This window comes from Myxococcales bacterium, from assembly GCA_022184915.1.
Taxonomy (GTDB): domain Bacteria; phylum Myxococcota_A; class Polyangia; order Fen-1088; family Fen-1088; genus JAGTJU01.
This window is the reverse complement of record JAGTJU010000001.1, coordinates 1,366,538-1,390,565: the sequence shown is the minus strand read 5'-3', so window position 1 is coordinate 1,390,565 and position 24,028 is coordinate 1,366,538. Positions and strand designations below refer to the sequence as shown.

23 protein-coding genes are annotated in these 24,028 nt (G+C 65.3%); 12 read left to right on the top strand and 11 right to left on the bottom strand.

Annotation, left to right across the window (positions count from 1 at the left end; translation table 11 throughout):
• Positions 1–9: 9 nt before the first annotated feature.
• From KA712_05735 to KA712_05715, 5 genes are all read right to left on the bottom strand, one after another.
• Positions 10–582, bottom strand: a complete 573-nt coding sequence (locus KA712_05735; protein MCG5052441.1) for a hypothetical protein — start codon at positions 580–582, stop codon at positions 10–12.
• Entirely contained in the window at positions 579–1,883 is a 1,305-nt protein-coding gene (locus KA712_05730) for an ATP-binding protein (GenBank protein MCG5052440.1), read from the bottom strand. Before KA712_05730 ends, KA712_05735 begins: the two co-directional genes overlap by 4 nt.
• 379 nt (positions 1,884–2,262) lie before the next feature.
• On the bottom strand, positions 2,263–2,889 hold the full coding sequence (locus KA712_05725; GenBank protein ID MCG5052439.1) for a hypothetical protein: 627 nt from the start codon (positions 2,887–2,889) through the stop codon (positions 2,263–2,265).
• Between the two features lie 75 nt (positions 2,890–2,964).
• On the bottom strand, positions 2,965–3,444 hold the full coding sequence (locus KA712_05720; GenBank protein MCG5052438.1) for a hypothetical protein: 480 nt from the start codon (positions 3,442–3,444) through the stop codon (positions 2,965–2,967).
• Between the two features lie 884 nt (positions 3,445–4,328).
• Positions 4,329–5,411: an AI-2E family transporter gene (locus tag KA712_05715; protein MCG5052437.1), complete on the bottom strand. Its 1,083-nt coding sequence runs from the start codon at positions 5,409–5,411 to the stop codon at positions 4,329–4,331.
• 175 nt (positions 5,412–5,586) lie between these two features.
• On the opposite strand from KA712_05715, the gene KA712_05710 reads away from it, so the two are divergent.
• A complete protein-coding gene (locus KA712_05710; GenBank protein MCG5052436.1) occupies positions 5,587–6,966 on the top strand; it encodes a lactonase family protein in 1,380 nt (459 codons plus the stop codon).
• 54 nt (positions 6,967–7,020) lie between these two features.
• Here KA712_05710 and KA712_05705 read toward each other — a convergent pair whose 3' ends face one another.
• Entirely contained in the window at positions 7,021–7,278 is a 258-nt protein-coding gene (locus KA712_05705; GenBank protein MCG5052435.1) for a GlsB/YeaQ/YmgE family stress response membrane protein, read from the bottom strand.
• A gap of 171 nt (positions 7,279–7,449) precedes the next feature.
• Positions 7,450–8,322, bottom strand: a complete 873-nt coding sequence (locus KA712_05700) for a LysR family transcriptional regulator (protein MCG5052434.1) — start codon at positions 8,320–8,322, stop codon at positions 7,450–7,452.
• Positions 8,323–8,394: 72 nt separating this feature from the next.
• Between KA712_05700 and KA712_05695 the strand changes: the two genes are divergently transcribed.
• Positions 8,395–9,168, top strand: coding sequence for a ferredoxin--NADP reductase (locus tag KA712_05695; protein MCG5052433.1), 774 nt, complete (start codon positions 8,395–8,397; stop codon positions 9,166–9,168).
• Positions 9,169–9,184: 16 nt separating this feature from the next.
• Here KA712_05695 and KA712_05690 read toward each other — a convergent pair whose 3' ends face one another.
• Complete coding sequence (locus KA712_05690) at positions 9,185–9,520, bottom strand: hypothetical protein (protein MCG5052432.1); 336 nt, start codon at positions 9,518–9,520, stop codon at positions 9,185–9,187.
• 254 nt (positions 9,521–9,774) lie between these two features.
• Here KA712_05690 and KA712_05685 point away from each other — a divergent pair, with 254 nt between their 5' ends.
• The 7 genes from KA712_05685 (at position 9,775) to KA712_05655 (ending at position 15,080) form a co-directional block, all read left to right on the top strand.
• The gene (locus tag KA712_05685) at positions 9,775–10,236 is read left to right on the top strand and encodes a hypothetical protein (protein ID MCG5052431.1); all 462 of its coding nucleotides are present in this window, start codon (positions 9,775–9,777) and stop codon (positions 10,234–10,236) included.
• 68 nt (positions 10,237–10,304) lie between these two features.
• The gene (gene purE / locus KA712_05680) at positions 10,305–10,760 is read left to right on the top strand and encodes a 5-(carboxyamino)imidazole ribonucleotide mutase (protein ID MCG5052430.1); all 456 of its coding nucleotides are present in this window, start codon (positions 10,305–10,307) and stop codon (positions 10,758–10,760) included.
• 35 nt (positions 10,761–10,795) lie between these two features.
• Positions 10,796–11,947, top strand: coding sequence for a 5-(carboxyamino)imidazole ribonucleotide synthase (locus KA712_05675; GenBank protein MCG5052429.1), 1,152 nt, complete (start codon positions 10,796–10,798; stop codon positions 11,945–11,947).
• Between the two features lie 208 nt (positions 11,948–12,155).
• Positions 12,156–12,764: a sigma-70 family RNA polymerase sigma factor gene (locus KA712_05670; protein ID MCG5052428.1), complete on the top strand. Its 609-nt coding sequence runs from the start codon at positions 12,156–12,158 to the stop codon at positions 12,762–12,764.
• A gap of 22 nt (positions 12,765–12,786) precedes the next feature.
• Complete coding sequence (gene nhaR / locus KA712_05665; protein MCG5052427.1) at positions 12,787–13,692, top strand: transcriptional activator NhaR; 906 nt, start codon at positions 12,787–12,789, stop codon at positions 13,690–13,692.
• Between the two features lie 100 nt (positions 13,693–13,792).
• A complete protein-coding gene (locus KA712_05660) occupies positions 13,793–14,623 on the top strand; it encodes a tRNA threonylcarbamoyladenosine dehydratase (protein MCG5052426.1) in 831 nt (276 codons plus the stop codon).
• Positions 14,624–14,693: 70 nt separating this feature from the next.
• Positions 14,694–15,080, top strand: a complete 387-nt coding sequence (locus tag KA712_05655; protein ID MCG5052425.1) for a flagellar brake protein — start codon at positions 14,694–14,696, stop codon at positions 15,078–15,080.
• On the opposite strand, the gene KA712_05650 is transcribed toward KA712_05655, so the two are convergent.
• Positions 15,040–17,277 carry an AAA family ATPase gene (locus KA712_05650; GenBank protein MCG5052424.1) on the bottom strand — a complete coding sequence of 746 codons (2,238 nt, stop codon included), beginning with the start codon at positions 17,275–17,277 and terminating at the stop codon, positions 15,040–15,042. The genes KA712_05655 and KA712_05650 overlap by 41 nt on opposite strands.
• 7 nt (positions 17,278–17,284) lie before the next feature.
• Positions 17,285–19,009: an arginine--tRNA ligase gene (argS, locus tag KA712_05645; protein ID MCG5052423.1), complete on the bottom strand. Its 1,725-nt coding sequence runs from the start codon at positions 19,007–19,009 to the stop codon at positions 17,285–17,287.
• A gap of 215 nt (positions 19,010–19,224) precedes the next feature.
• Here argS and KA712_05640 point away from each other — a divergent pair, with 215 nt between their 5' ends.
• Entirely contained in the window at positions 19,225–20,295 is a 1,071-nt protein-coding gene (locus KA712_05640) for a glycosyltransferase family 4 protein (protein ID MCG5052422.1), read from the top strand.
• Between the two features lie 36 nt (positions 20,296–20,331).
• Positions 20,332–22,536 (top strand): amylo-alpha-1,6-glucosidase, encoded by a 2,205-nt coding sequence (locus KA712_05635; GenBank protein MCG5052421.1) that lies wholly within the window; start codon positions 20,332–20,334, stop codon positions 22,534–22,536.
• 29 nt (positions 22,537–22,565) lie between these two features.
• On the opposite strand, the gene KA712_05630 is transcribed toward KA712_05635, so the two are convergent.
• Complete coding sequence (locus KA712_05630; GenBank protein ID MCG5052420.1) at positions 22,566–22,991, bottom strand: hypothetical protein; 426 nt, start codon at positions 22,989–22,991, stop codon at positions 22,566–22,568.
• A 686-nt stretch (positions 22,992–23,677) separates the two neighbouring features.
• Here KA712_05630 and KA712_05625 point away from each other — a divergent pair.
• The gene (locus KA712_05625; protein MCG5052419.1) at positions 23,678–23,881 is read left to right on the top strand and encodes a hypothetical protein; all 204 of its coding nucleotides are present in this window, start codon (positions 23,678–23,680) and stop codon (positions 23,879–23,881) included.
• Positions 23,882–24,028 lie beyond the last annotated feature (147 nt).

Genomic DNA, 24,028 nt, shown 5'->3' with positions numbered 1-24,028 from the left:
GAACCATATTCACGAGGCAGATTCCTGCTTCGCAACGGCAGCCGCGATCAGCGGCGCCTTCTTCCTCAGCGCCTCGATGCCGATCTCTCCCTCCTGGAACATGCGGTACCACTCGCGGCGTTGTCGAACGACACGCTCATCATGGCCCAGGTGCAATCGCTCGAGAACGAACTCGGCCCGCTTCTTCTCATGGGCCGGCACGTTCCGCGTGAGGACAAGCTGCATTGAAGGCAGCTGCACCTCGAACCACTCGTTCACGACCTCGAACGGATCGATGACCTGCGTTGACTTGAGCGACTGCTTGCTTGAATTGATCCAGCCTGCCGCGAAGCGATAGTTCGACCAATCGTACGCCTTGCGTCGGTCTTCTGACACGCTGATGAAGTGGTCAACGGTGCCAACGGGCTCGAACATTGCGCTGTAGGCGCACAGATCGCAAAAGGCCTCGGCAAGATCGTTTCGTATGTGCCTCCAATGCGCGGGAGGGCGCCCTGTGGCGTTCGTCTCGAGCCATGTCGTCCCTGGGATTTCGACCAGGTCCTTGAAGGTGGCTGGTTTTGGGCACGGCTCGAACCGAATCACGGCCGCCCTCCCGACTTCTCGTATTTGACGATCCAACGGGGCCAGAAGGGATCGTGCCCCGCAAGCACACGCTGTAGTTCATCGTGGATCGATTCCTTCGTCGACAATGCTGGGGGCAGAGAGGCCGCATCACCGCGCATCCATGCTTCCGCAGCCTCGACAGCTCTTTCGGCCTCGATCGAACGCGCCTGTAGTAGACCGAAGCTCTCGGACACGAGCCAGTTGATGACATCGCCCTGCATGGCCCACACCATTTCGCGGAGAGTGACCAAACGTTCTTCCATGTCGAGGACGAACAGCTTGTCCCTTTCGGAATCGAACAAGGGCTCCATCGAGGCCAGAACCAGCGGGGAATGAGTCGCTGCGATGAGCTGCACCGAAGCATGCTCGTAGTCAGTAAGCGCCTGCACGACGTTCAGGAGGGCAGGGACGACGGCCCGCTGCCACCGTGGATGGAGGTGCGCCTCGACCTCGTCAAAGAGCATCACGACGCGCGAGGAAGGTTCCTGCCCCAGCTGGTGAGATGCAACGATATGCTCCCGCCATGCCCAAGAGAGCATGTACGCGAGAGCGGCGATCCGGCGCACGCCCAGCGATGCGTAAAGGATCGGAACATCCTGCCCATAGCCCATATGGACCGTCGGAATGTCGCGGGCATCGTTCACTGAAAGCCGAGCGAAGTGCGAGCCTGCCTTGAGCGTTTCGTTGCCAACCGACGGAGCGAGGAGCGCCAGAACGGCCGCCATTCGCCTGGCGTCGTCTTTGCCTTCCCGAATCCATGAAGCCCAGTCTGCAACGAGACCGTTGCTCACGAGGGTCAATTTCCCATCGATAGGTACGCGGAGACCGTCCCAAACCTCTTTCGAGCTGAAGACATACGCGGGCAAGCGCTCCTGAACGTCGATGTTTCCCTGCTTCTTCCAGTAGTTTCTGGCAGGGTCCCATACAGCGAAACCGCCGTCCGCGAGGGCATAGATGACGAGTCCGGGATTCCAGGGCCGTCCGGCTTTCCCCTTCCACGCTTGCTCCACGGGAACATAGGGGCTTTGGTAGTTGACGTTTCCGGTCTTGCTCTTGAGCCCAAACTCGATGGTGGCCGCCTTTGTAGGGTCTATCGGGCGGGCTGCGTAGCCTGAGGTGAGATTCGCGTTGAGGTCTTGTGGCCACTTACGAGTCAGCGCCCACCATGCGACGTCGAGCAAGAAGCTCTTTCCAAGACCGTTGTCGCCCGTGATGAGGTTCAACCTGGGGGCCAGGTTCATTCTCATGTCCGGCGCCGGTCCCACGTTCTTTAGGTGCATCGACTCAAGCACTGAGCTTTCCTTTTTTGGTCTTTGGGGAGGCGCCGGCCGGGAGTGGCGCCGGCCAAGGGCTCTTTAGCGCGGATTCGGCGGCAAGAGAGGTTCGCAGCGGAAGTCCCAGCGAAACGTTCCCATCCGCCAACGCTGTCCGAAATGGCGCATTCTGTCAAATAACGTAAGTCGACTCGCCTCCTTGGCTGTCCCCTCGCATCCCTGTCACGCCGCAGGCACAGGGGTGCCACCCTGCCCCGGCGCATCCGTCGGCCGGGCAGCCGCGTGTCCCCTGGCGTCGTCCTCCTCGGCGTCGCCCCCGGGGGCGGGCGGGCCATGGGCGCGAAAACGTTGGGTCGGGCACAGGCTTCCCGGCGGTGTCCCGATCTCATCGCCTGCCAACTGCATCAAGCTCCTCCCGCAGGAGCGCTGCGTTCTCCCGAGACCAGCGCTGGGCCAACTCGAGCGGCGTCAGCCCTCTGCCGTTGACGAGCGAAGGCCGCGCACCTCGCTGGAGCAACGCCCGCACGATCAGGCGAAGCGAATCCGTATGGCCAGGCGCAAAGGTCATCGCGGCGTGAAGCGCGGAGTTGTCGGCCTCGTCGCGCTGATCAACGGGTGCGCCTGCCTCGAGTAGGAGCAAACCGATTTTCAGCCTGCGCTCCTGGCGATCGTGAAAATGCGCCCGCTCCCGGACCCCTTTGGCGCCTCCCAGGTCCGCATCCGGGATCTCTCCTCGCAAAGCCAAGTGAACGAGCGGACCTCCCGCGCATGCATCGAACGACGGAGCCTGCCGCTGCAAAGAACGCCGCACGGCTTCGACGTCGGCCCCGAGGATGGCAGCTCTGAGATCGGCATCGACACAGTCCGGTAGATCTGGCGAATGAGCTGCTTCAATGTCGCTGGCAGCGTCACCGCGGGCGAGAGGGGCGTGCGGTACGGATTCTCTCGGACCTTCGCGCTTGAAGCAGGTGACGAGCGCGCAAAGCAGAAGGAAAGCGCACAGGCCCCTCATGGGTCGTTGCAACCGCAGAACTTCACAAAAGCCGTGGGTCCGAGATGCCGTTGGATACGCTCCCCACCGGCGGCCTCAGCGCGGCCCGACCCTGACTTGTACGAACCGCCCTTCTCCCAGGAAATCGGTTCCGATGGCCACGCCAGCCTTGCAGTTGAAGAACATGCCACCTTTGACGGGCACTTCCTGGCAGGGACCTAGAAGTTCCTTGATTCGCTCCAGGGGTGCATCCGGGGGAATCGTTACGCCGGCAATGATGACCGGCATGGCCAATGCTCGAATGTCTTCGAGCCAAATGTCGACGACGAGTCCATCTTTGATTGAAGCTGAGATGCCAGGTGGAACTGTGACGGTCCCGTTCTCCTGCTTCTCCGGTCCAGGCAGACTTTCTACTGCTTGTCCCAAAGACACCTTTCCGATGGATACGCCTGGTTCTATAGGTACCCCTGCTGGCAGTTCGGTGTTCCCCATATCGTTGCTCCTAGCTTCTAAGTGCTTTACAGGCGCCTGCACATGGTCTCGCTTGTCTCTGTTGCAGCTAAAGATGCTCAACATGGCAAGCCAAAGAAATACGAATCGCCTCATTCGAGTGTCAGGCATGGCTATGGCAAATATAGAAATGTTGCCTGTACATCTGCGCCCGTGTCGGCCCCCGCTGCCCCACTGGAATAGTAAGTGGCGAAAGGCCGCCACTCAACCCCTCCTATGTCGGGCGGCCAAGGTCGTAGACCAGAATCCGTCTGGCGACCCGGTCCACGCCGGCGATCACCGTTATGTGAGCTTTGCCGTTCGTCCAAAGGGGGCCATGGGCTCGCAGTAGAGATTCGATGAGATCAAGTGACGGCGACATGGGCGGCACCACGGCGGGAGATCGATTTCGCGAAACGGGGGATCGATCTTGCGAGCTGGGGGATGGCCTGAACAACCCAACCGCAGAGGCCGCCGACCCTCAAGTGTCAGTTCCGACAAATCGCGTCCCGACACAAGGGTCTGCTTGGGGCCCACCTGTGCCGCACCTATCACAATCCGCGCAAGGTGCCCGGCGGGCGGGTCAGGCGACCAGGGCAGATACCGGTGTCCCCTAGTCCAGCTCCACGACCTGAGCTGCGAAATGAAGCGCTGGCGTCCCCTGATGCGCTTGAAGTTCTCGACCTCGAGCGAGGTCAGCATAGGGTCTCCGGGCGCTCGACCATCAATTGCCCGTCAAAAGCGCAAGTCCATGGAAAAACAAAGAAAAACGCTGCAAGGTTCAACCCTGGGACCTCTCCCGTCAAATGCCCATCAAAAGATTAAGTGCCCGTAAACATTGACATTTCTGACGCTTCGCAGGCTACCGACGACCTTGCCGTCAAATGCCTCTTCACGGGCTGGCTCCTTTCCGCGGACCCTGTTCGCTGCGAGCTGACGGCCCTCAATTTCCAAACCGTCACGTCATCCCGTCACCCTCGCCCGTTCGCCGTGCCAAGAAGAGCGCCCACCCAGCGGGTGCGGTGAAAGCGGTCGCATACGATCTTCGTGGCGGCCATGAGGGGCACCGCGACGAAGGCGCCCACGATGCCCCAAAGCCAGCCCCAAAACAGGAGACCCAGCACGAGGGCCAGCGGCCCCACGGGCAAACGACGCCCCAACACCGAAGGCGTGATCACCATGCCCTCCAGGCTGGTCAGGGTGAGGTAAACGGCCGGGGGCAGGAGGGCGTCGCTGAACGCAGGAAAGGTGACGAGCGAGACCGCGGCCACCACCACGACACCCGCCAAAGCGCCAAGGTAGGGGATGAAGTTGAACGAGAACGCCATGGCGCCCCACAAAAGCGGCGTGGGCATGTCGAGCCACCACAGGGATACGGCCACGACGCCCCCCAACAGCAAGTTGATGCCCGCGATGGTGATGAGGTAGCGCGACACGTCCGTGCCGAGCCGCTGCACGATCGCCACCACACGTTTTTTGTTGGTCATGTTCGGCAGCAGCGTCACGACCCGGCGCAAGAGATCTTTGCCCGTGGAAAGCATGAAGAAGATGAGGATGAGCACCACCATCACCGAAGACGCAAAGGCAGTCGCCCGCGTGAGCAAGCGTTCTTCCACGCTGCTGGTCTCGACCTTCAGCTTGCGCCCCGGAGACATGAGCTGCGTGACGCGTTCCGTGAACTCGGACACCTTCTCGAGCGGGCGTGACACTTGACCCAGCCGCCGCTGGACCTTGCGCAAGGTCACGGGGGCTCTTTCGACAAAGGTAGTGGCGGGGCCCGAGAGGCTCTGGACGCCGAGGTAAGTCAGGGCCACCAAGGCCGCGCAGACCAACCCTGCCGCCAGGGTGCGCGGCACCCGATAGCGCATGAGAGCGCGCACCACCGGGGCAAGGCTCAGCGCCACGAGCGCGGCCACGCACACCGGGATGAGAAACACCTGGGCGAAGTAGAGCGTGTAAAGGCAGACCAAGACGAAGAGGCCCGTCACCGCGACCGAGCCCCAGCGTGCGCCAAGGGCGTGATCGGTCGCGCGCGCTCCGGGTGGGGCTCCCACGTCTGTCTTTTCCACTTACGCCTGCGCGACCTTCCTTTGGCCTTGGTTTTCGAAGCACGCCGCGTGCCACGGAAGCTGCGGGTTGACGCACGGCAATCACGCTCACTCGGCGGCAAGGATCCGAGTTGCCCGGTTTCGAGTGCACACCCACCCTGCCTCGATGTAGGATCCCGAGATGCTGTGCGGTATTGAGTCGATCGCTAGAGTTCGCTTGGTGGTCGCGGGTGTTTTGCTCACGGGCCTTGCCTTGCCATCTGCCTGTAAGTCCGATGAGTCCTCGGACACCGATGACGAGGACGGTGAAGGAGGCGCAGGGGAAGGAGGGCGTGGCGGCGGTGGTCAAAGCGGCGGCGGTGCGGCCGGTAAAAGCGGCGGCAATGGCGGCAGCGGCGGCAGTGAGCCCAGCGGCGGTGCCGGCGGCAAGGCCGAGGGTGCAGGTGGCAACGGAGGACAGGGAGGCAGCATGGGAGGCAGCGGAGGTACGGCCGGGGGAGGCTCGGGGGGAAGCGCGGGCGCCGGTGGCGCCGCGATGGGAGGGATGGGAGGAACGCCTATGGCAATGGACTACTTCGTGTACACGAGCGGTGGAGGAAGTATCGAAAGATTCAGCTTCAATGCAGAGACGGGAATGCTGACGAGCCTGGGTGTCACCGCCCTGAGCGGCAACACCACATACCTTTCGGCCCGGCCTGGCGGTACGAACCTTTACGCAACGAACGAGTCATCCACCGGGACCGTCACGGCCTTGAAGATCGCACGGGGTACGGGACAGCTGACGGCCCAGAGCAGTAAGCCCACGGACGGCGCCCTGGCCGTCCATTCGCACGTGCACCCCTCCGGGAAGTGGCTGTTCGTGTCGAACTACAACGGTGCAAACGTCCGCGTGTTTCCCCTTGAGGACGCTGACGGCGATCTCGGGGACCCTACGGATACCCAGCCCACCGGCGCCGAGTCACACCAGATCATGCCTGACCCTTCCGGCAAGGGCGTGTTCGTCCCCTGCCGTGGACCCAACAAGGTCTATCAGTTCCTTTTCAACGAAACGACGGGCAAGCTCACGAAAAACACGCCCGACTCTGTCGACTCAGTGGACCCCCGTCACATCGCGTTCCACCCCAGCGGCAAGTTCGCCTTCCTGGTGAACGAAAACATGTCGACCGTGGTGTCGTTCGCCTACGACGCCGCTTCCGGTAAGTTGCAGAACCCAAAATCCGTCAGCTTGGCAGGAGAGAACGCAGGGTCGCACATCGAGGTCACACCCGATGGTAAGTTCGTTTACGCCGGCGGCCGCACCACCAACACCATCTATGGCTTCAGCATCAACCAAGACACCGGTGCGCTCACCGAGGTCACCAAGGCCACGCAAAACATCGCAAATCCCCGAAATTTCACGGTCGCTCCCACGGGCAAACACCTGCTGGTCGCCAACCAGAACGCCGGTACGATCAAAGTCTTCTCCATCGCCAGCGACGGTAAGCTCACGCCGCTTGCGGGCACCACGGCCACGGTGGGCGGCGTCAAGCGCGTCATCGTCGTGCCCGTGCCCAAGCCCTGAAGGCCCCCACCCCACCGCCGGCGGGGGTGTACCCGCCAGCGGTGGAGAAGGGCCCTACGTGCGCACGCGACGCCGTACGACCAGGCGGTACGCAAAGAGGAGCAGCATCGCGCCCAGAATGGAAGCGATGAGCCCCGCGGTCTCTCCTGAGCGGTAAAGGCCCATGGCCCGCCCCAGAAGCCCTGCGATCATGGCACCTGCAATGCCGATGAGGATCGTCACGATGATGCCGCCCGGATCCCGTCCTGGCATCAGCAGCTTCGCGAGCGCGCCTACGACCAAACCCACCAAGATCATCCAAAGTATGCTCATGTCGTCTCCTTGCTGAAGCACGCCGGGTTCAGCGCGCTTCTTCAGGCACAGCAGGGACCGTGCCAAGCTCAGGATCACGCACAGCCCCACGGACAAAGCAGCCCCTGGTTACGCCCCGACGACACCCGACCGAACGAGCGTTTCGCTTGCAACACGAAGCCGGCTCAGCGCCTACAAGTCCCGGGCCAGCGCGATCAGCCGCTCGATGCTGGCGCTGCGAAACTTTTCTTTGTGCAGCAAGAACGAGAAGTGACGCCGCAGATCCCGCTGGGGCACGGAACAACGCACGAGCTTGCCCTGCGCCACATGATCCGCGACGGCCAACACCGAAAGACACCCCAGGCCCAGGCCCTCCTCCACCGCCGCCCGCAACGCCTCCGTATGTTGCAGCTCGAGCAGGATGTCGAGCGACAAGCCGTGCATCGCCCTGTCGAAGGCCTGCCGCGTTCCCGAGCCTTGCTCCCGCACCACCCACGCCGCCGCCAAGAGGTCAGCGTCACCAAGACGCCGTTTGTCCGCGTAGGGATGCGAAGGTGAACAGAACACCACCAGCTCATCGTCCCGCCAGCGCGAGACACTGAGCTCGGGATGGTGCACGTCACCCTCGATGAGGCCCACGTCAATCTCGAAGTTCGCCACCAAACGCGCGATCTCCTGCGTGTTCGCCACGATGAGGCTGGGCCTTGGCCCCTCCCCCGTTCGTAAAAAACGCGCCAACAGGGGAATCGCCAAATGATCCCCAATCGTCATCGTGGCCCCCACCCGCAACGGCCCCACGTGCTCCAGGCTCGACAGCCCCGCCTCGAGCTCTTGGGCCCGGTCCAGCGTGGCCTGCGCCTGCGGACGCAGCGCCTTGCCGCGGTCCGATAGCCGCAGGCGCTTGCCGATCCGTTCGAAAAGCCGCACGTCGAACTGGCGCTCGAGCTCCAAAAGCGCCCCGCTCACCGCCGACTGCGACATGTGCAGCGCCTCGCCCGCGCGGCTCACCGACTCGAAGCGGGCCACCGCCAGGAAAACCTCGACTTGACGCAGCGTGAATCTCATATCGGCAAAACAGGACGATGATATCAGAATATCCCGATTTACCGAAAACACTCCCTGCCGTACACCTAAGTCATGGCCGCCGTGAATCAGGAAACCGTTCTGAGCGTTCACCACTGGAACGAAACGCTCTTCAGCTTCACCACCACCCGGAGCGCCGGGTTGCGGTTTCGCAACGGGCACTTCGTGCTGTTGGGCCTGGAGCTCGAAGGGCGCCCCCTTTTGCGGGCCTACAGCTTGGTGAGCGCGAACTACGACGAGCACCTCGAGTTCTACAGCATCAAGGTGCCCGACGGGGCGCTCACCTCGAAGCTACAGCACGTCAAACCCGGCGATCCCATCCTCGTGGGCAAAAAGGCCACAGGCACCCTCATCGTGGACAACCTGAAGCCGGGCAAGAACCTGTACTTGCTGTCCACCGGCACGGGTCTGGCGCCCTTTTTGAGCATCGTCCGCGACTTCGAGACCTACGAACGCTTCGAGAAAGTGATTCTGGTCCACGGTGTCAGGCGCGTGGCCGATCTGGCGTACCGGCAGTATCTCGAGAGCGAACTGCCAAACCACGAGCTCATCGGCGAGTCGGTGCGCAACCAGCTGGTCTACTACCCCACCGTCACCCGGGAGCCGTTTCGGAACCAGGGCCGCATCTCGGACCTTCTGGCCAGCGGCACCTTGAGCGCCAACGTGGGGCTGCCACCCCTCGATCCGGCCCACGACCGGGTCATGCTGTGCGGAAGCCCCGCCATGCTCACTGATCTCACGGGCTGGCTGGAAAACCAGGGGTTTGGCGAGGGCAGCAGCGGAGAGATGGGGGAGTACGTCATCGAAAAGGCGTTCGTCGAAAAGTAGCGGCTGCGTGGGCCCCTCAGGCCCGCATGCGGCGTGGGGGCTGCCGCATGATGCGCTTGCTTTCGAGCGTGCGGGCCATGGTGCGGGCCATCCGGTCGGCCAGTCGGTCGACGGCCCGTGTGAAGCTGGCGTCTACCTCGTCCAGGGTGAGCGCGCCCACGAGCGGCCCCGAGGCGCGCAGGGTACAGCGCAGGAGGGGTCCCTGCGGGCCCTCGTTCTCGTCGCGCACCTGGACGCGGACGCGGCGGAGCTCGGCCCCGTAGATGCCCAGGGCCAGGCGGAGCCGCTGGCCCAGGTAGTCACGGGCATCGGGCGGAAGCAGCTCCGAATCCACGAAAATATCCAGTCTCACGAGAACCTCCTTGTGACGTCGTGCGGGTGATAGGTCAGTGCCGCGGACGTCCTCCTTCGGCCAGAGAGGGGGCGTCGCACGGCTTTCCTGGTGCAGGTGTGTCTGCGCGGCCGTTTCGAAACCAATAGATAATTCCGACCACAGGCATCGTTCCAGCCGCCCTGCCGAACCATTGGCCTGGCCTATGCGAAGCGCTGCAATTATCTGTTTGTGCCGCGCAGGGGGCCTTCGGCATACCAGAAGAGGTCGTGCGCATGAGCCAAAACCCACCCCTTCTGGCTGGCAGCTCCCTGCGCCTTTGCGCGCCGGCGCCGCCCGACCCGTTCCTTCCCCTGGGCTTCGCACATGTGCCGCTCGTCGGCGCGCCGGCGGAAGTGTTCACCGCGACCCCGGACAGCGTGTCCGCCCTGGCGCTCGAGACGCTCTGGGAGGCCTTCGGTGCCGCACGGCTGCGGGTGGTGCTGGCCTCGGCGAAAACTGGGGTCGAAGCGGCGTTGGCCCTGGCGGCGCTCGGGCAGCGTCCCGAGGTCACGCGCCCCACCCCCGGCGAGAGCGCTTTGCGCGAGGCGGTCGTTTTGGCTATGTTGCGGCTCCAACGCCGGGACGTGCTGCTGATCGTAACCTCCGATCCGCAGCGCGCCTCGACCCTGCTCACGCAGGACGAGCGCTGGCGCGTCCAGGTGGGCGCCCCCGGCGTCCCCCGGCTCGACCCGTAGACGCAACGAGAGCAAATTAACCGATGAGCCGTGACGACAGCGCCTCGCCCCCGCGGGTCGGGGTGATCATGGGCAGCAAAAGCGACTGGGCCTGTTTGAAGGAGGCCAGCGACGTGCTGACGCGCTTCGAGGTGCCGCACGAGTGCCGGGTGGTTTCGGCGCACCGGACCCCCGATGACCTCTTCACCTACGCCCGCACGGCCGCCGAACGGGGCCTCGAGGTGATCATCGCCGGCGCCGGTGGGGCCGCGCACCTTCCCGGCATGACGGCCTCGAAGACCACGCTGCCCGTGTTGGGCGTGCCGGTGCGCAGCTCGACTCTGAACGGGGTGGACTCGCTCTTATCGATCGTGCAGATGCCACGGGGCATTCCCGTGGGCACGCTGGCCATCGGTGAGGCGGGCGCGCACAACGCTGCCCTGCTCGCCATCCAGATCCTGGCGCTGCACGACCCCGCCTTGCGGCAGCGGCTCGAAAGCTTCCGCGAAGAGCAAACCGCACGGGTCCAGCAGGAGTCGCTGTGAGCGCGGCGCCAGGGGCGCCCAAAGGTCCTGCGGCTTTGGCTCCCGGGTCCACGATCGGCTTCATCGGCGGCGGGCAGCTCGGCCGCATGATGGCCCTCGAGGCGCGCCGGATGGGCTTTCGCGTGGCCATCCTCGATCCCGCCCCCCAGGCCGCGGCGGCGCCGGTGGCCGATGTTCACGTACGGGCAGCTCTCGACGATGTCGAGGGCCTGCGCGCGCTCGCCAAGGCGAGCGACGTCATCACCTACGAAACCGAGCACGTGCCCGTGGCGGCCCTGCGCGCCGCCCTGCCTTCGGAGGCGCCCCTGTGGCCCTCCCTCGACGTGCTGGCGCACATTCAGGACAGGCTCGCGCAACGCCGCTTTCTCGAGAGCCTCGCGCTGCCGCAAACGGCGTACGCGGAGGTGCACGACGCGGAGAGCTTGGCGGTGGCCCGAAGCCGCTTGCCGGGCCCCGGCGTGCTCAAGCGACGCGAAGGTGGCTACGACGGGCTGGGGCAGGCCCGCCTTGCGGAGGCGTCCGGGCTGGAGGACGCCTGGCAGAAGCTCGGGGCGTCACCCTGCGTGCTCGAAGCGCTCGTGCCTTTCGTCCGCGAGCTTTCGATCGCGCTCGGCCGTGACGCCGAGGGACACATTCGCGCCTACCCGATCGTCGAGAACGTGCACCGCAGCGGCATCTTGCACACCACGGTGGCGCCGGCCGAGGTGAACGCAGACACCGCGGAACGGGCCCTGGCGATCGCCCGCACCCTCGCCGATGCGTTCGCCTACGTGGGCCTTTTGACCGTGGAGCTGTTCGAGCTTGCCGATGGGCGCTTGCTCATCAACGAGGTCGCGCCGCGTGTGCACAACAGCGGCCACTTTACCTGGGGGGCCTCGGCCACCAGCCAGTTCGAGCAGCACCTCCGCGCGATAGCCGGATGGCCGCTGGGCGACACCACGACCTACGTGCCCGCGGTGATGCTGAACCTGCTCGGGGACCTGTGGCAAGCCGGGGAGCCCCGCTTTGCCGAGCTCTGCCGCGAGGACGGGGTGAGGCTTCACCTTTACGGAAAGTCTCCCGCGCGCAAGGGCCGCAAGATGGGCCACCTGCTCGTGTTGGACGCCGACCGGGGGCGCGCGCTTGCAAAAGCCGAGCGCCTCCACGCCGAGCTCAGCCGGGCGGCCGGGCTGCCCGAGCGCGGCTAAAGCTCCAGGGCTTTCGCAGCGGCCCTCTGCCAGACGGGGCGCCCGTGCGTCCTCACGGCGGCGGCGCCGTGCCCTTGGGGCGGCCAGCATCTAAGGGCTGTCCGCAATCCATCGGTTTTTCGAGCGGCGCAATGATTCGAAAAAACCGATGATTCGTCACGCTAATTTTCTCTTTTTCTTTCGATCGACTTCGCGGCATCTTCGAACCATGCGCATGACCACGGAAGAGGAACTGGCCATCGTGAACCGATGGTGTGAAACCCGAGACCCGGCCGCGCTCGAACGGCTCGTGGCGTCCGTACGGCCCTACGCGTTCTTTGTGGCACGGTCGTTACGGCACGATCCCACGGCTTTCGAGGAGGCGGTGGCAGGCGCCCTCATGGGGGCGGTGGAAGCCGCCCACCGCTTCGACGCGCGCCGCGGGGTTCGTTTCATCACGTACGCCGCCCACTGGATGCGCGCCGAGGCCATGCAGGCCGCGCGGGTCGCGCTCGAAAGCCGCGGACACGAGTCCCTGCCGGACGACGTGGGCGCAGCGACGCCGGAGGGGCACTCTGACGACGCGCCCGAGCGCACGCTCGCCGCGGAGCAGGTCGCAGCCTGCACCCGCAGGTTGCTGAGCACGCTGACGCCGCGCCTCCAGCACATCTTGAAGCGGCGCTACTTCGACGACGACCAACCCCCTCTGGCCGAAGTGGCCCGCGAGCTGGGCATGTCCCGCGAGCGCGCCCGGCAGCTCGAGCAAGAGGCACTCGCCTGCTTGCGGCGCCGCTTGCGCAAGGACGAGCTCGGCGACGATCTCCACCTGGCCGCTTGACCGGACGGAAGGACGCATGCGCATGGAATGGCTCAACTACCACCACCTCTACTACTTTTGGACCGTGGTCAAGGAGGGCAGCGTCTCCCGGGCGGCCGAACGCTTGCGCCTGGCACAGCCCACGATCAGCGGGCAAATCAGGGCTCTCGAGGAGAATTTTGGCGAGGCGCTTTTGGTGCGCGAGGGACGCGGGGTAAGAGTGAGCGAAGTGGGCCAGACGGTGTTCCGCTACGCCGACGAAATCTTCACCCTGGGCCGTGAGCTCCAGGACGTGGTGAAGGGTCTGCCCACCGGGCGTCCGTTGCGCCTGGCTGTGGGTGTCGCCGAGATGGTGCCCAAGCTGCTCGCGCACCGGCTGCTCGAGCCGGCCTTGAAGATCTCGGGGCCCGTGCGGCTTTACTGCTACGAGGACACGGCCGACCGGCTGCTGGCACGCCTCGCCATGCACGAGCTCGACATGGTGCTCTCCGACATGCCCGCCAGTCCCGGGGTCTCCGTGCGGGCCTACAACCACTTGCTGGGCGAAAGCACGATCAGCTTCTTCGCCGCAGAAGGTCTGGCCAAGTCGCTGAAGCGTACGTTTCCCCGCTCGCTCGACGGCGCGCCCATGCTCATGCCGATGGAGGGCGCCGCCCTGCGCCGCTCGCTCGACAACTGGCTCGACGCCCAGGGCGTGCGCCCGAACATCGTGGCCGATTTCGCCGACAGCGCGCTCATGAAGGTCTTCGCCCAAAACGGCATGGGGGTTTTTGCGGCGCCCACGGCCGCAGCCGACGAGATCGTGCGGCAGTACGACGTGAAGCTCCTTGGGCAGGCCGACGAGGTCAAGGAGCGCTTCTACGCGATCTCGGCAGAACGCCGCATCAAGCATCCGGCCGTGCTCGCGCTGTCACAGATTGCGCGCCGCGAACTGGCACAGTCCGCTTGACCCTGCCCTCCCTGGCCGCCGCAGGCTGCCGCGGGCCGACGGAGACGCTACAATCGGCGCCGTGACCACCCACCGACGTTTCGACCGCACCGCCCGCCTTTTGGGAGACCAGGGGCTTGCCCGCCTCGCCCACTCGACCGTGACCGTGTTCGGCTGCGGCGGTGTGGGCTCTCACGCTGCCGAGGCGCTCGTACGCTCGGGGGTGGGCCGGGTCTTCCTGGTGGACTTCGACCGCATCTGCGTGACGAACACGAACCGCCAGCTGCACGCCATGAAGGGCACGCTGGGCAAACCCAAGGTCAACGTGATGGCCGAACGGCTGGCCGCCATCAACCCCGATGCGCAGATCGTCCCGCGCGCGGCCTTCTACGCCGCCAACAACGCGGACCAGCTGCTCTGCCCCGAGCCTGACCTGGTGGTGGACGCCATCGACAACATCACGGCCAAAATGCACCTCATGGTCACGTGCCTCCGGCGCAACATTCGCTTGGTGTCGTCGATGGGGGCGGCGGCCCGCGTGGATCCCACCCGGGTGCGGGTGGTGGATCTATGTGAGACCTTCAACGATCCCTTCGCGGCTGCGATCCGCAAGGCGCTCAAGCGCACCTACGGTCTGGACGCCAGCCGGCCCACGGGCATCCACGCCGTGTTCTCGGATGAGTTGCCCATCGAGCCACGCGCGCTCGACTACGACGACGGGGGCTTCCGCTGCGTGTGCCCCAGCGGCGACAACGGCCTGCACAGCTGCGAACACCGCAACAGGATCGAGGGCTCGATCGCCTTCGTGCCCGCTGCCTTCGGACTCGCGGCCGCGGCCACCGCCGTGCGCTTGCTCGTGGGAACGCCCGCCAGGCAAGCGCCCGCGCCTGCACCCAGCGCCCCTTCGCCCCCGGCCGCGACCTTTGCGACCCAGGGCGACAGCTGCGCCTGAGACGTCACGCGGTGGCTGGCGCGTACGGGTGGGCAGGGCCCCCGGGCGCTGCTAGGCTTTACAGCCTTCGATGGAACGCATCACACCCGAGCAGTTGAAGGAAGAGTTCGGCGGCCGCGGCGTGGCCTTCCCCACGGTGGTCGACCTCATCCGCGTCGATCCCGAGACAGACACCGTGGTGCTCCTGATGGTGGAGGATCGGGACTGGAGCCACGGTGAGCCGCAGCTGCGCCAGCTCCAGGAAAAAATCGATCGCTATCTGGGGTACGTGGCGGATGGATTTTTCCTCGAGCAGTACCCGCAGTACGCCGGCAAGGCGGTGCGCTTCGAGCTCGATTGTGCGGTCCCGCCGCACGGGCTCGCCAAAGACATGCTCATGGCGGCGGAGGTGGTCCTCGAACGCTACGACATCCCGTTCAAGGTGCGCGTGGTGGGAGGTCTCGTGCGTCCGGAATGAGGGCGCTGGGCCTGTCGGTAACGAGCAGCCACAGCTGGTAAGCGGCCCGTGTGGCCGCGATGTGGAAGAGGTGTCGGGACTCGTCGTCAGTCCCGAAGGTGGTGGCGTTCACGTCGAGCATCACCACGTAGTCGAACTCGAGCCCCTTGACCTGGCGAATCTCGGTGACCTCGATGCCGGGGCGAAACGCGAACTCCTGCGCGCGCACGCGCCGCAACGACGGCACCTCGGCCCGGCGCAGGCCCTCGAAGTACCGATCGGCCTGCTCGGGGTGGCGTGCAAGCAACGCCACGGTGGCCCGTGGTTCACGTACGAAAAGCGGGCGGAGCGCTTCGGCCAAAAAGGCCACCGCGGGGCCTGTGCCGGTAAAGCTGTGCACCTCCACCGGGGCGCCTGCCCGAGGGGCCTGAGGAGGCTCACCCGAAAGCAGGGGGCCCATGGCGTGGCGGGCGAGCTGCATGATCTGCCGCGTCGAGCGGTACGCAATCCTGAGGGGCTCGACCGCCACGTGCGCAAGGCCGAGGTGCCGCAGCACCGAACGCCAATCGCCAAAGCCGTTGTCCAAGAACAAGCGTTGCGCGGTATCTCCGGCCAGCGTGACCGATCGACGCTTGGAGGCGCCCCCGATCAGTACAGCCAGCTCCACGGGCGACAGATCTTGAGCCTCGTCGACGAACAGATGCGCCAGCTCCTTGCGGGGGCCGTGGAGCAACTGATGCACGCGCAAGAGCAAGGCGACATCCTCGAGATCCAGAAGGCCCCTCCGATCCTCGGTGCGCTCACCGTCCACGCCCACGTCGCCCCGAACCTCGTCGTCTTCGGGGGCGCCGAAGCGCTCACGCCGATGCGCCTCGATGCGTTCTTCGCGGCGAACCGACGCGTCTCGCTCGAGCAGGGCCGCCGTGCGCACCCCCATGTGCTCGTGGGCGGCTTCGACATCGGCCGCGGGCAAGGGCATCTCCGGGTCGCTCGTGAGGAGCTGCAGGAGCGCCGGCTTGTCGGTCATCAGCTCGGCCCAGAGCTCGAGCGTGGCCCGGCGAGACAGCTTGCGCCGATCCGCCAGGGCCTCACGCGTGCGCCGCTCGAGCTCGTGCAATACCGCCGGATGGCTCTTGACCCGCGTGACGGCGGGAGGTGAATCCTCGACCAGCCTGAACTCGAGCGCCGGCAGGCACTTGCCAAGTTCGTTGACCGCCCAGGCGCCGAAGGTCACCACGCGCACCCCCTCGACCCCGAGCGCCGGCAGCACCTGGCTGATGTACGCCGCGAGGGCCGCCCCGAAGGTCACGACCAGCATGCGCTTCGGAGAAAACGCCTCGGGGTGATTGAAGTTGAGGTAGGCGATGCGGTGAAGGCCGATCGTGGTCTTCCCACTGCCCGCACCCCCTTGAATCACCACCAATCCCGAAGAGGGCTTCGTGATGAGCTCGAACTGCCGCGGATCGATGAGCGCCGCGATCTCGGGCAAATGCCGGTCCAGGCGTTGCTGACCGCCGGGCCCTGCGCCAAGCACGCCCGTTCCGTCCGGCCTGCGGGCCGTCAGCTCCCCGCCCTGCAGGCTGGCCACCTCGGGCGGCTCGACCCGCCACCCCGCAGGCGCGGTGGCATCGGGCACCCAGACCTCCTCGGCCGTGGCCACACGCAAGAGCTTCCCCTCGGTGATCGTCACGGTCCGCCGGGCCTCGATCACACCCTCGACCTCGCGGGTGCCAAAGGTCTCGGCGTAGTCGTCACCTTCCTCGTAGCGGTAGTAAAGCTGACTGGCCGGGGCGTCTCGCCAATCGACGATGTTCACCCGCGCCTTGGGATCGATGAAGGTGGCGCGGCCGATCAGCACGTCGCGGGTCACCTCGGCGCGGCCCGCGACCTGTTCGCGGAGCCGCAGGTGACCGAAGTAAGGGGAAGCCGTATCCACGAGCAGTTCCTGCACCTGCACGCGTCGTGCGCCCACCTCCTGGAGCCGTTCCATCTGTGCCACCAGGGCCGGAACGTCCTCGAGGCGCGCCTCGGCAATCTCGTCGCGCAAACCGATGAGCTCACGCGCGTACTGTTCGGGCAACTCGCGGCGTCGGGGGCCTGCAAGCCCACGGCCTTGCAAGCTTTGGTTCACGCGCGCAAGAAGGGTCTGCTCCTCGAGCACGGGCTGGGGTGGAGGGTGCGGCGGTTGCCGATGTCCCGGTTTGTCCCGCCCCGCCATCGTCGCCTCACATCTGCTCGGGCGCTTCGATTCCCAAGAGCGCCAGCCCCTGTCCCAACACACGGGCCGTCACGCTACACAGCGCCAAGCGCGACGCGCGCACCTGGCCTTCGGCCTTCAACACCGGGCAGTGCTCGTAAAAGGCCGTGAACGTCGTGGCCACATCGTAGAGAAACAAGCACAACCGATGCGGCTGCAGCGTTTCGACGGTCTTGTCGATGACGCTCGCAAACTGCAGCAGCTGGAGCGCCAGAGCCTTTTCCTGCGGGGCTTCGAGCGTTGCGGGCCCAAGCTGGGTCTCGACCACCTCTGCCTTGCGCAGAATCGAGCGGATGCGCGCGTGAGCGTACATCAAGTAAGGCGCCGTGTTGCCATCGAAGGCCAACATGCGATCCCAGTCGAACACGTAGTCCTTGATCCGATCGTTCGAGAGATCGGCATACTTTACGGCGCCGATGCCCACCGCGCGGGCGATGGCCTCCTGGCGTTCGGGGGACAGGTCGGCAGACTTAGCGCTTACGGCCTTGCGTGCCCGCTCCACCGCCTCTTCGCCCAACGAGGCAAGACTCACGGTGTCACCCGCCCGGGTCTTGAACATCTTTTTGTCGGGGCCCAGCACCGATCCGAAGGCCACGTGCTCGAGCCGCACCGGCGCGGGTGCCCAGCCCGCGCTGCGGGCCACGGCGAAGACCATGGCCAAGTGCTGACTTTGGGGAGCCCCCACCACCACCACGATCCGCGTGGCCTGAAGGGTTCCCACGCGGTAGCGTACGGCGGCTAGATCCGTGGTGGCGTAGCCGTAGCCACCGTCCTGCTTGCGCACGATGAGCGGCACGGGCTCGCCCTCACGGCCGAGGAAGCCCTCGGGAAACACGCAGATCGCACCTTCGCTCTCGCGCGCAAGCCCTTGCGCTTCGAGCTCGGCCACCACGATTGCCAGGTCGTCGTTGTAGGCGCTCTCCCCCCGCACGTCCCGAGGTCGGAGGTCAACGTTGAGTTGCTCGTAAAGCGAGGTGAAGTGCTCGACGGAGATCGCGATGAGCTTGCCCCACAACGCCCGCGTGGCTTCGTCTCCCCCTTGCAGCAGCACCACGCGGTGACGGGCCCGTTCGGCGAACGCGGGGTCGGCGTCGAACTTGGCGCGCGAAGCTCTGTAGAGCGCCACCAACTCCTGCACGGACGAGACGGATTGCGTGGTGGCCGTATCGAGCATGTGCTCGATCAGCATGCCGAAGGGCGTGCCCCAATCGCCGATGTGGTTCTGTCGAATCACCTTGTGCCCTGCAAACCCAAGCACGCGGGCGATCACGTCACCAATGATCGTGCTGCGCAGGTGGCCCACGTGCATCTCTTTGGCGACGTTCGGGGCCGAGTGGTCGATGACCACGGTGTCGGGATTGGCGGCTTTCGCAACGCCCAGGCGGGCGTCGGCGCTCATGCCGGCAAGGCACGCTTCGAGGTAGGCTGGTTGCAGGGCCAGATTGATGAACCCCGGCCCCGACACTTCGGCCGAGGCCACCACGTCATCGGGTTGCAGCTGGGCCAGCAGCGCCTGGGCCACATCGCGCGGGCTGCGCTTGAGGCGCTTGGCGAGGGCCATCGCCACATCGGCCTGGTAGTCGGCGTGTGCGGAGCGATGGATGGCGGGATCGGTCCCGGCCACTTCGTCCCCGAAGGCGGCGTGCAGGGCTGTGGCGAAGCGTTGGCGCAGAGTGACAACCGGATCGAACATGGGCCCCGGTCGTACCATTTATGGCGCGCGCTTGCACGTGGACCCCGCGGCGTTCCTACCGGTGCCCTTCCTGGCCGTCGAAGCGCAGGCCGTGTGTCGGCCCGCTTGAAGCCCCGCCGCCCAGGGGGACGCCCGGGCGCCGGAGGTACCTGGCCCGAGCTTTGCAAAACTCGTTACTCTCGACACAGCCGTCACTCCAGCAGAAACGAGGCATTATGAAGATCGCACAGGTCGCTCCGCTCTTCGAAAGTGTTCCTCCCAAACTCTACGGCGGAACGGAGCGCGTGGTCTCGTATCTGACCGAAGAGCTCGTGCGTCTTGGCCACGACGTTACCCTGTACGCCAGCGGTGACAGCCGGACGTCAGCCCACCTCGTGCCCTGCGTGGAAGGGGCCCTGCGGTTGAGCGGCTGCACGGACGCGGTCCCTCACCATCTGGGCATGTTGGAAGACGTCTTTCGGCGCAGTCTCGACTTCGACCTCGTGCACTTCCACGTGGATTGCCTGCACCTGCCCCTGGTCAGCCGACTGGGGCTTCCCCATGTCACCACTTTGCACGGCAGACTGGACCTTCCCGCGCTCGCGCCGCTCTACAAGAACTATCCCGAAACACCCCTGGTCTCGATCTCGGATGCGCAGCGGCAGCCTCTGCCCTGGTGCAACTGGGTGGGCACCGTGCACCACGGGCTCCCGCGCGACCTCTTGCCGCTCGGCGACGGAGGGGGCGGTTATCTCGCCTTCGTGGGACGCGTCTCCCCCGAAAAGCGCCCCGATCGCGCCATCGAGATCGCCAAACGTGCAAACCTGCCTCTCAAACTGGCCGCGAAAGTGGACGCCCAGGACAGGCACTACTTCGAGACGCACATCGAACCCCTGCTCGATCACCCGCTCATCGAGTTCGTGGGCGAGATCGACGAGGCCGCGAAAGCCGCGTTTCTCGGTAACGCCCTCGGACTCCTGTTCCCGATCGACTGGCCCGAGCCGTTCGGACTCGTCATGATCGAGGCGCTGGCGTGCGGCACCCCCGTGGTGGCCTTCAACTGTGGCTCCGTTCCCGAGATCATCGCGCACGGGAAAAACGGCTTCATCGTCTCCAGCGTGCAAGAGGCCGTGGAGGTCGTGTCGGCGCTCGGACAAGTGCCCCGTAGGGCGTGTCGTGCGTGGTTCGAGACGCACTTCTCGGCGGAGCGCATGGCGAGGGACTACCTGGACCTCTACGAGTCCCTCGCGGCCACCCGTCCCGTGCGGGGTCACAAATCGGCTGTGAAGGGGCTGTCCGCCCTTTAGGCGGCATGCGTCCCGGTGCACCCAGGGGGAAATGACGTGAACGACGACGAGCCGCAACCAGGGCGTTTGGAAGACGACGTTTTACACATTCAAGGGGAGTACTACATTCGGGCGACGTCCTCACGGGCCGACGATCGCACGCGCGTGCTCAAACACGGAAACACCTTTGGGGTGTTCGACCGCTTCGGTGACGTTCATCCCATCGGCCTCGGTGAACAAGGGCTTTATGGCGGCGGCACGCGCTACCTGTCGCGTCTCGAACTCAGAATCGGCGCCCGAAGGCCATTTTTGCTGAGCTCGAACGTGCGTGAGGACAATGACGTGCTCACCGTGGATCTGACCAACCCGGATCTCATGGACCACGGAGAGGTGGTGGTGACACGGGGATCCTTGCACGTTCAGCGTCAGAAGTTTTTGTGGGGAAACGCCTGCCACGAGCGCCTCTCGGTCACGAACTACAGCCTGGCCGCCGTGACCACCGACCTCGCGATCCACTTCGATGTCGACTTCGCCGATATCTTCGAGGTCCGCGGCAACCGTCGGCCCGCGCGAGGAAGACCCGCCGGCTCGCAAGGAGACAGCGACACGGTGAGAATCGGCTATGTGGGTCTCGACGACCTCCGCCGGGACTTGGTTGTGTCTTTCTCACCTGCCCCCGCAAGGCTCACGACGCGTTCCGGTTTGTTCCGTTTGCAGTTGCGACCGGGAGCTGCCGCGCAGTTCGACCTCTGCTTCGCCTACGAGACGGGTGATACCGAGCCTGCCCCGAGGCCGACGTTCGATGCAGCTCTTGCGCAGAACCGCAGAGAGATTGCGGAGCTGCGCGGGAAGCACTGCCGTTTGACCAGTGACAGTGAGCCCTTCAATCGGTGGCTGCTGCGCTCGGAAGCCGATCTCCAGATGATGACGAGCTCCACGCCGAGTGGCCCCTATCCCTACGCCGGCGTGCCCTGGTTCAGCAATGTGTTTGGGCGTGACGGGCTCATTACGGCATTCGAGACGCTCTGGGTGAACCCCGAGCTAGCACGGGGCGTTCTCAAGCACTTGGCCGCCCATCAAGCGCACAAGTCCGATCCGTCAAGGGACGCACAACCTGGCAAGATCCTCCACGAACAGCGTGAGGGTGAGATGTGTAACCTCCACGAGGTTCCCTTCGGTCTCTACTACGGCAGCGTGGACGCAACCCCGCTCTTCGTGTATCTGGCCGGCGCCTACGTCAAGCATACCGGCGACCTCGACCTCGCCGATGAGCTTTGGCCCCACGTGGAACGGGCGCTGGACTGGATCATGAACTTTGGCGACATCGATGGTGACGGCTTCGTCGAATACGCACGCCAGAGCCGCGGCGGCCTCGAACAGCAGGGCTGGAAGGACTCCCAGGACTCCGTGTTCTACGAGGACGGGACCATCGCCGCGCCGCCGATCGCGCTGTGCGAGGTGCAAGCTTACGTCCACGCCGCTTACCGCGCGGCCGCCGATCTCGCGCACAGCCTTGGAAAGCCTGCGCGCGCCGCCGAGCTCGTGGCCCGCGCGGAGAGCCTTCGCGCACGCTTCGACGAGGCTTTTTGGGACGACGAGCTCGGCGCCTATGTCCTGGCGCTCGACGGCAAAAAGCGCCCCTGTCGGGTGCTGTCCTCGAACGCGGGGCACGCGCTCTTCGGAGGGATCGCTCGGACCGAGCGCGTGGCCGTCCTCGTCCGCCACCTGATGAGCGACCGCATGTTCTCGGGCTGGGGTCTTCGCACACTGGCCCGCGGGGAGGTTCGCTACAACCCCATGAGTTACCATAACGGCTCGGTCTGGCCCCACGACAATGCGCTCGTGGCGCTCGGCATGGCTCGCTACGGTCGCCGCGACGCCGCCCTGCAGCTGCTTTCGGGGTTATGGAAGGCAAGCACCTACTTCGATCTGCACAGGCTTCCCGAGCTTTTCTGCGGCTTCTCGTCGCGCGATGGTGAGGGCCCTACCCTTTACCCCGTGGCCTGCGCGCCGCAGGCCTGGGCCGCGGGCGCGGTGCACATGCTGCTTGCTGCCTGCCTGGGGCTCAGCGTGGAAGGAGCCCGCAAAACGGTGGTCTTCCGGAATCCGGTCCTGCCTCCCTTCATCAACGAGCTCCGGATCGAGGGCCTGGCCGTCGGAGGGAATGCCTCCGTGGACCTCCTGTTGGTCCGTCACCCGCATGACGTGGGGGTGACCGTGCTGGCCCGGCAGGGTGAAGTCCGCATTCTCGTGGAACGCTGACACGGCGAGCACTGCCGTTCGTCTCTCGTTCAATACAGCCTGGCGCAGTTTGGACCCACAGTCCCAATCACGCGGGCGGTACATAACCCCACGATGCGTTCATCGGAAAGGTCGGTCTCGCGCTGCGCACGCTCGAAACATGCCACCGGCGTGGTGTCTGTCGCGCACTGACACAGCAGGACCGCCAGGTCATCGGACAGCAAGGTGTTGTCCGTGGCCGCATCGAAGCACCGGACGGGACCAACGTCTACAGCGCCCTGACACAGCCGCAGGGCTGCATTGCGACTGAGCAGCGTCTCCTCTTGAGCTTGCTCGTAGCAACTCAAGGGACCTGCTGCCTCTGCGAACACAGACGGTGTCCACCCGAATCTCGGAAGCTCTCCGCCCTTGGGCCTGATGATCATCAAGCCGCCCAAAAGCAGGGCCACCGCAGCCATCTGCATCGTCCTCCACATTCCGCCCCTCCCTTACCTCGTCTCGTCCCCAGCGTGTAACGGACTTAAGCAAAGGCCATTCCAGACGACAAAGCTCAGCGTGGCGAAGCGGAAGACGGACGGCTCCGCACGTTTCTTCGTTGACTCCAGGTTACGAGATCGTCCCTGGGTGGCAGAAACACGCCCTGTCCGGCTCCTCCCAAGCTGCTGCTTCCGTGCGGGCTTCCGCGAAGGGATGCATGTGGCCTCACAATTGCAAGAAGCAGGAGCAGCAACATGGGTGGCGACGCGAGGAGAGGGCTCTTGGGGTCCGGCATGAAGATTGCAAAATTCGGCCTCACGGTCTCCTCCTCGTTGGGGAACGGGCACGCCACTGTTTGGCGCGGGCTCATCCGTGCGCTCACCCGCCGCGGCCACCGGGTCGTCTTCTTCGAGCGGGACGTGCCGTATTACGCGAACGTCAGGGATGTCCTCGCGCTGCCCGCTCCGTCGCAGCTGCTGCTCTACAGCGATTGGGCGTCCGTGCGTTCCCGGGCGACGGAGGTCCTGAGAGACGCCGATCTCGCCATCGTCACGTCCTACTGCCCCGACGCGCAGAGCGCCACTGACGCCGTGCTGGACGCGCCGCGCCCGCGGAAGGCGTTCTACGATCTCGACTCTGAGATGCCCTGTTTCGAGCCGCGCCGTTCATTCAACCCGAAGACCATGTGCTGGTGTGCCTGCCGGATACGCTCTGGTTCCCAGAGAACGGCCTGGCCAAGCTCGCCAACAACGACTTGTCGTTCCTACTCTTCCCCGTGGCCGATCCTTCGGCATTCGACATCGTCATCACCAACGACGACGACACCATCCGGGAAATTCAGGTCAAGCCGACGGATCCTTCGGGCAATTGGGTCTGGGGCGCATTCTAAAGCCCTGGCCACGTGTTCCACGAGCTGCACGACCCGTGGCAGGCGCGCGGGCGCCGGGACGAGTTCGTGGGAACGCTGGTCAACGCATACCTTGCTCGGGGTGGAAGAGCCATCGGCGTTCGAGGCGGCGAGGCGTACGTCGACGTG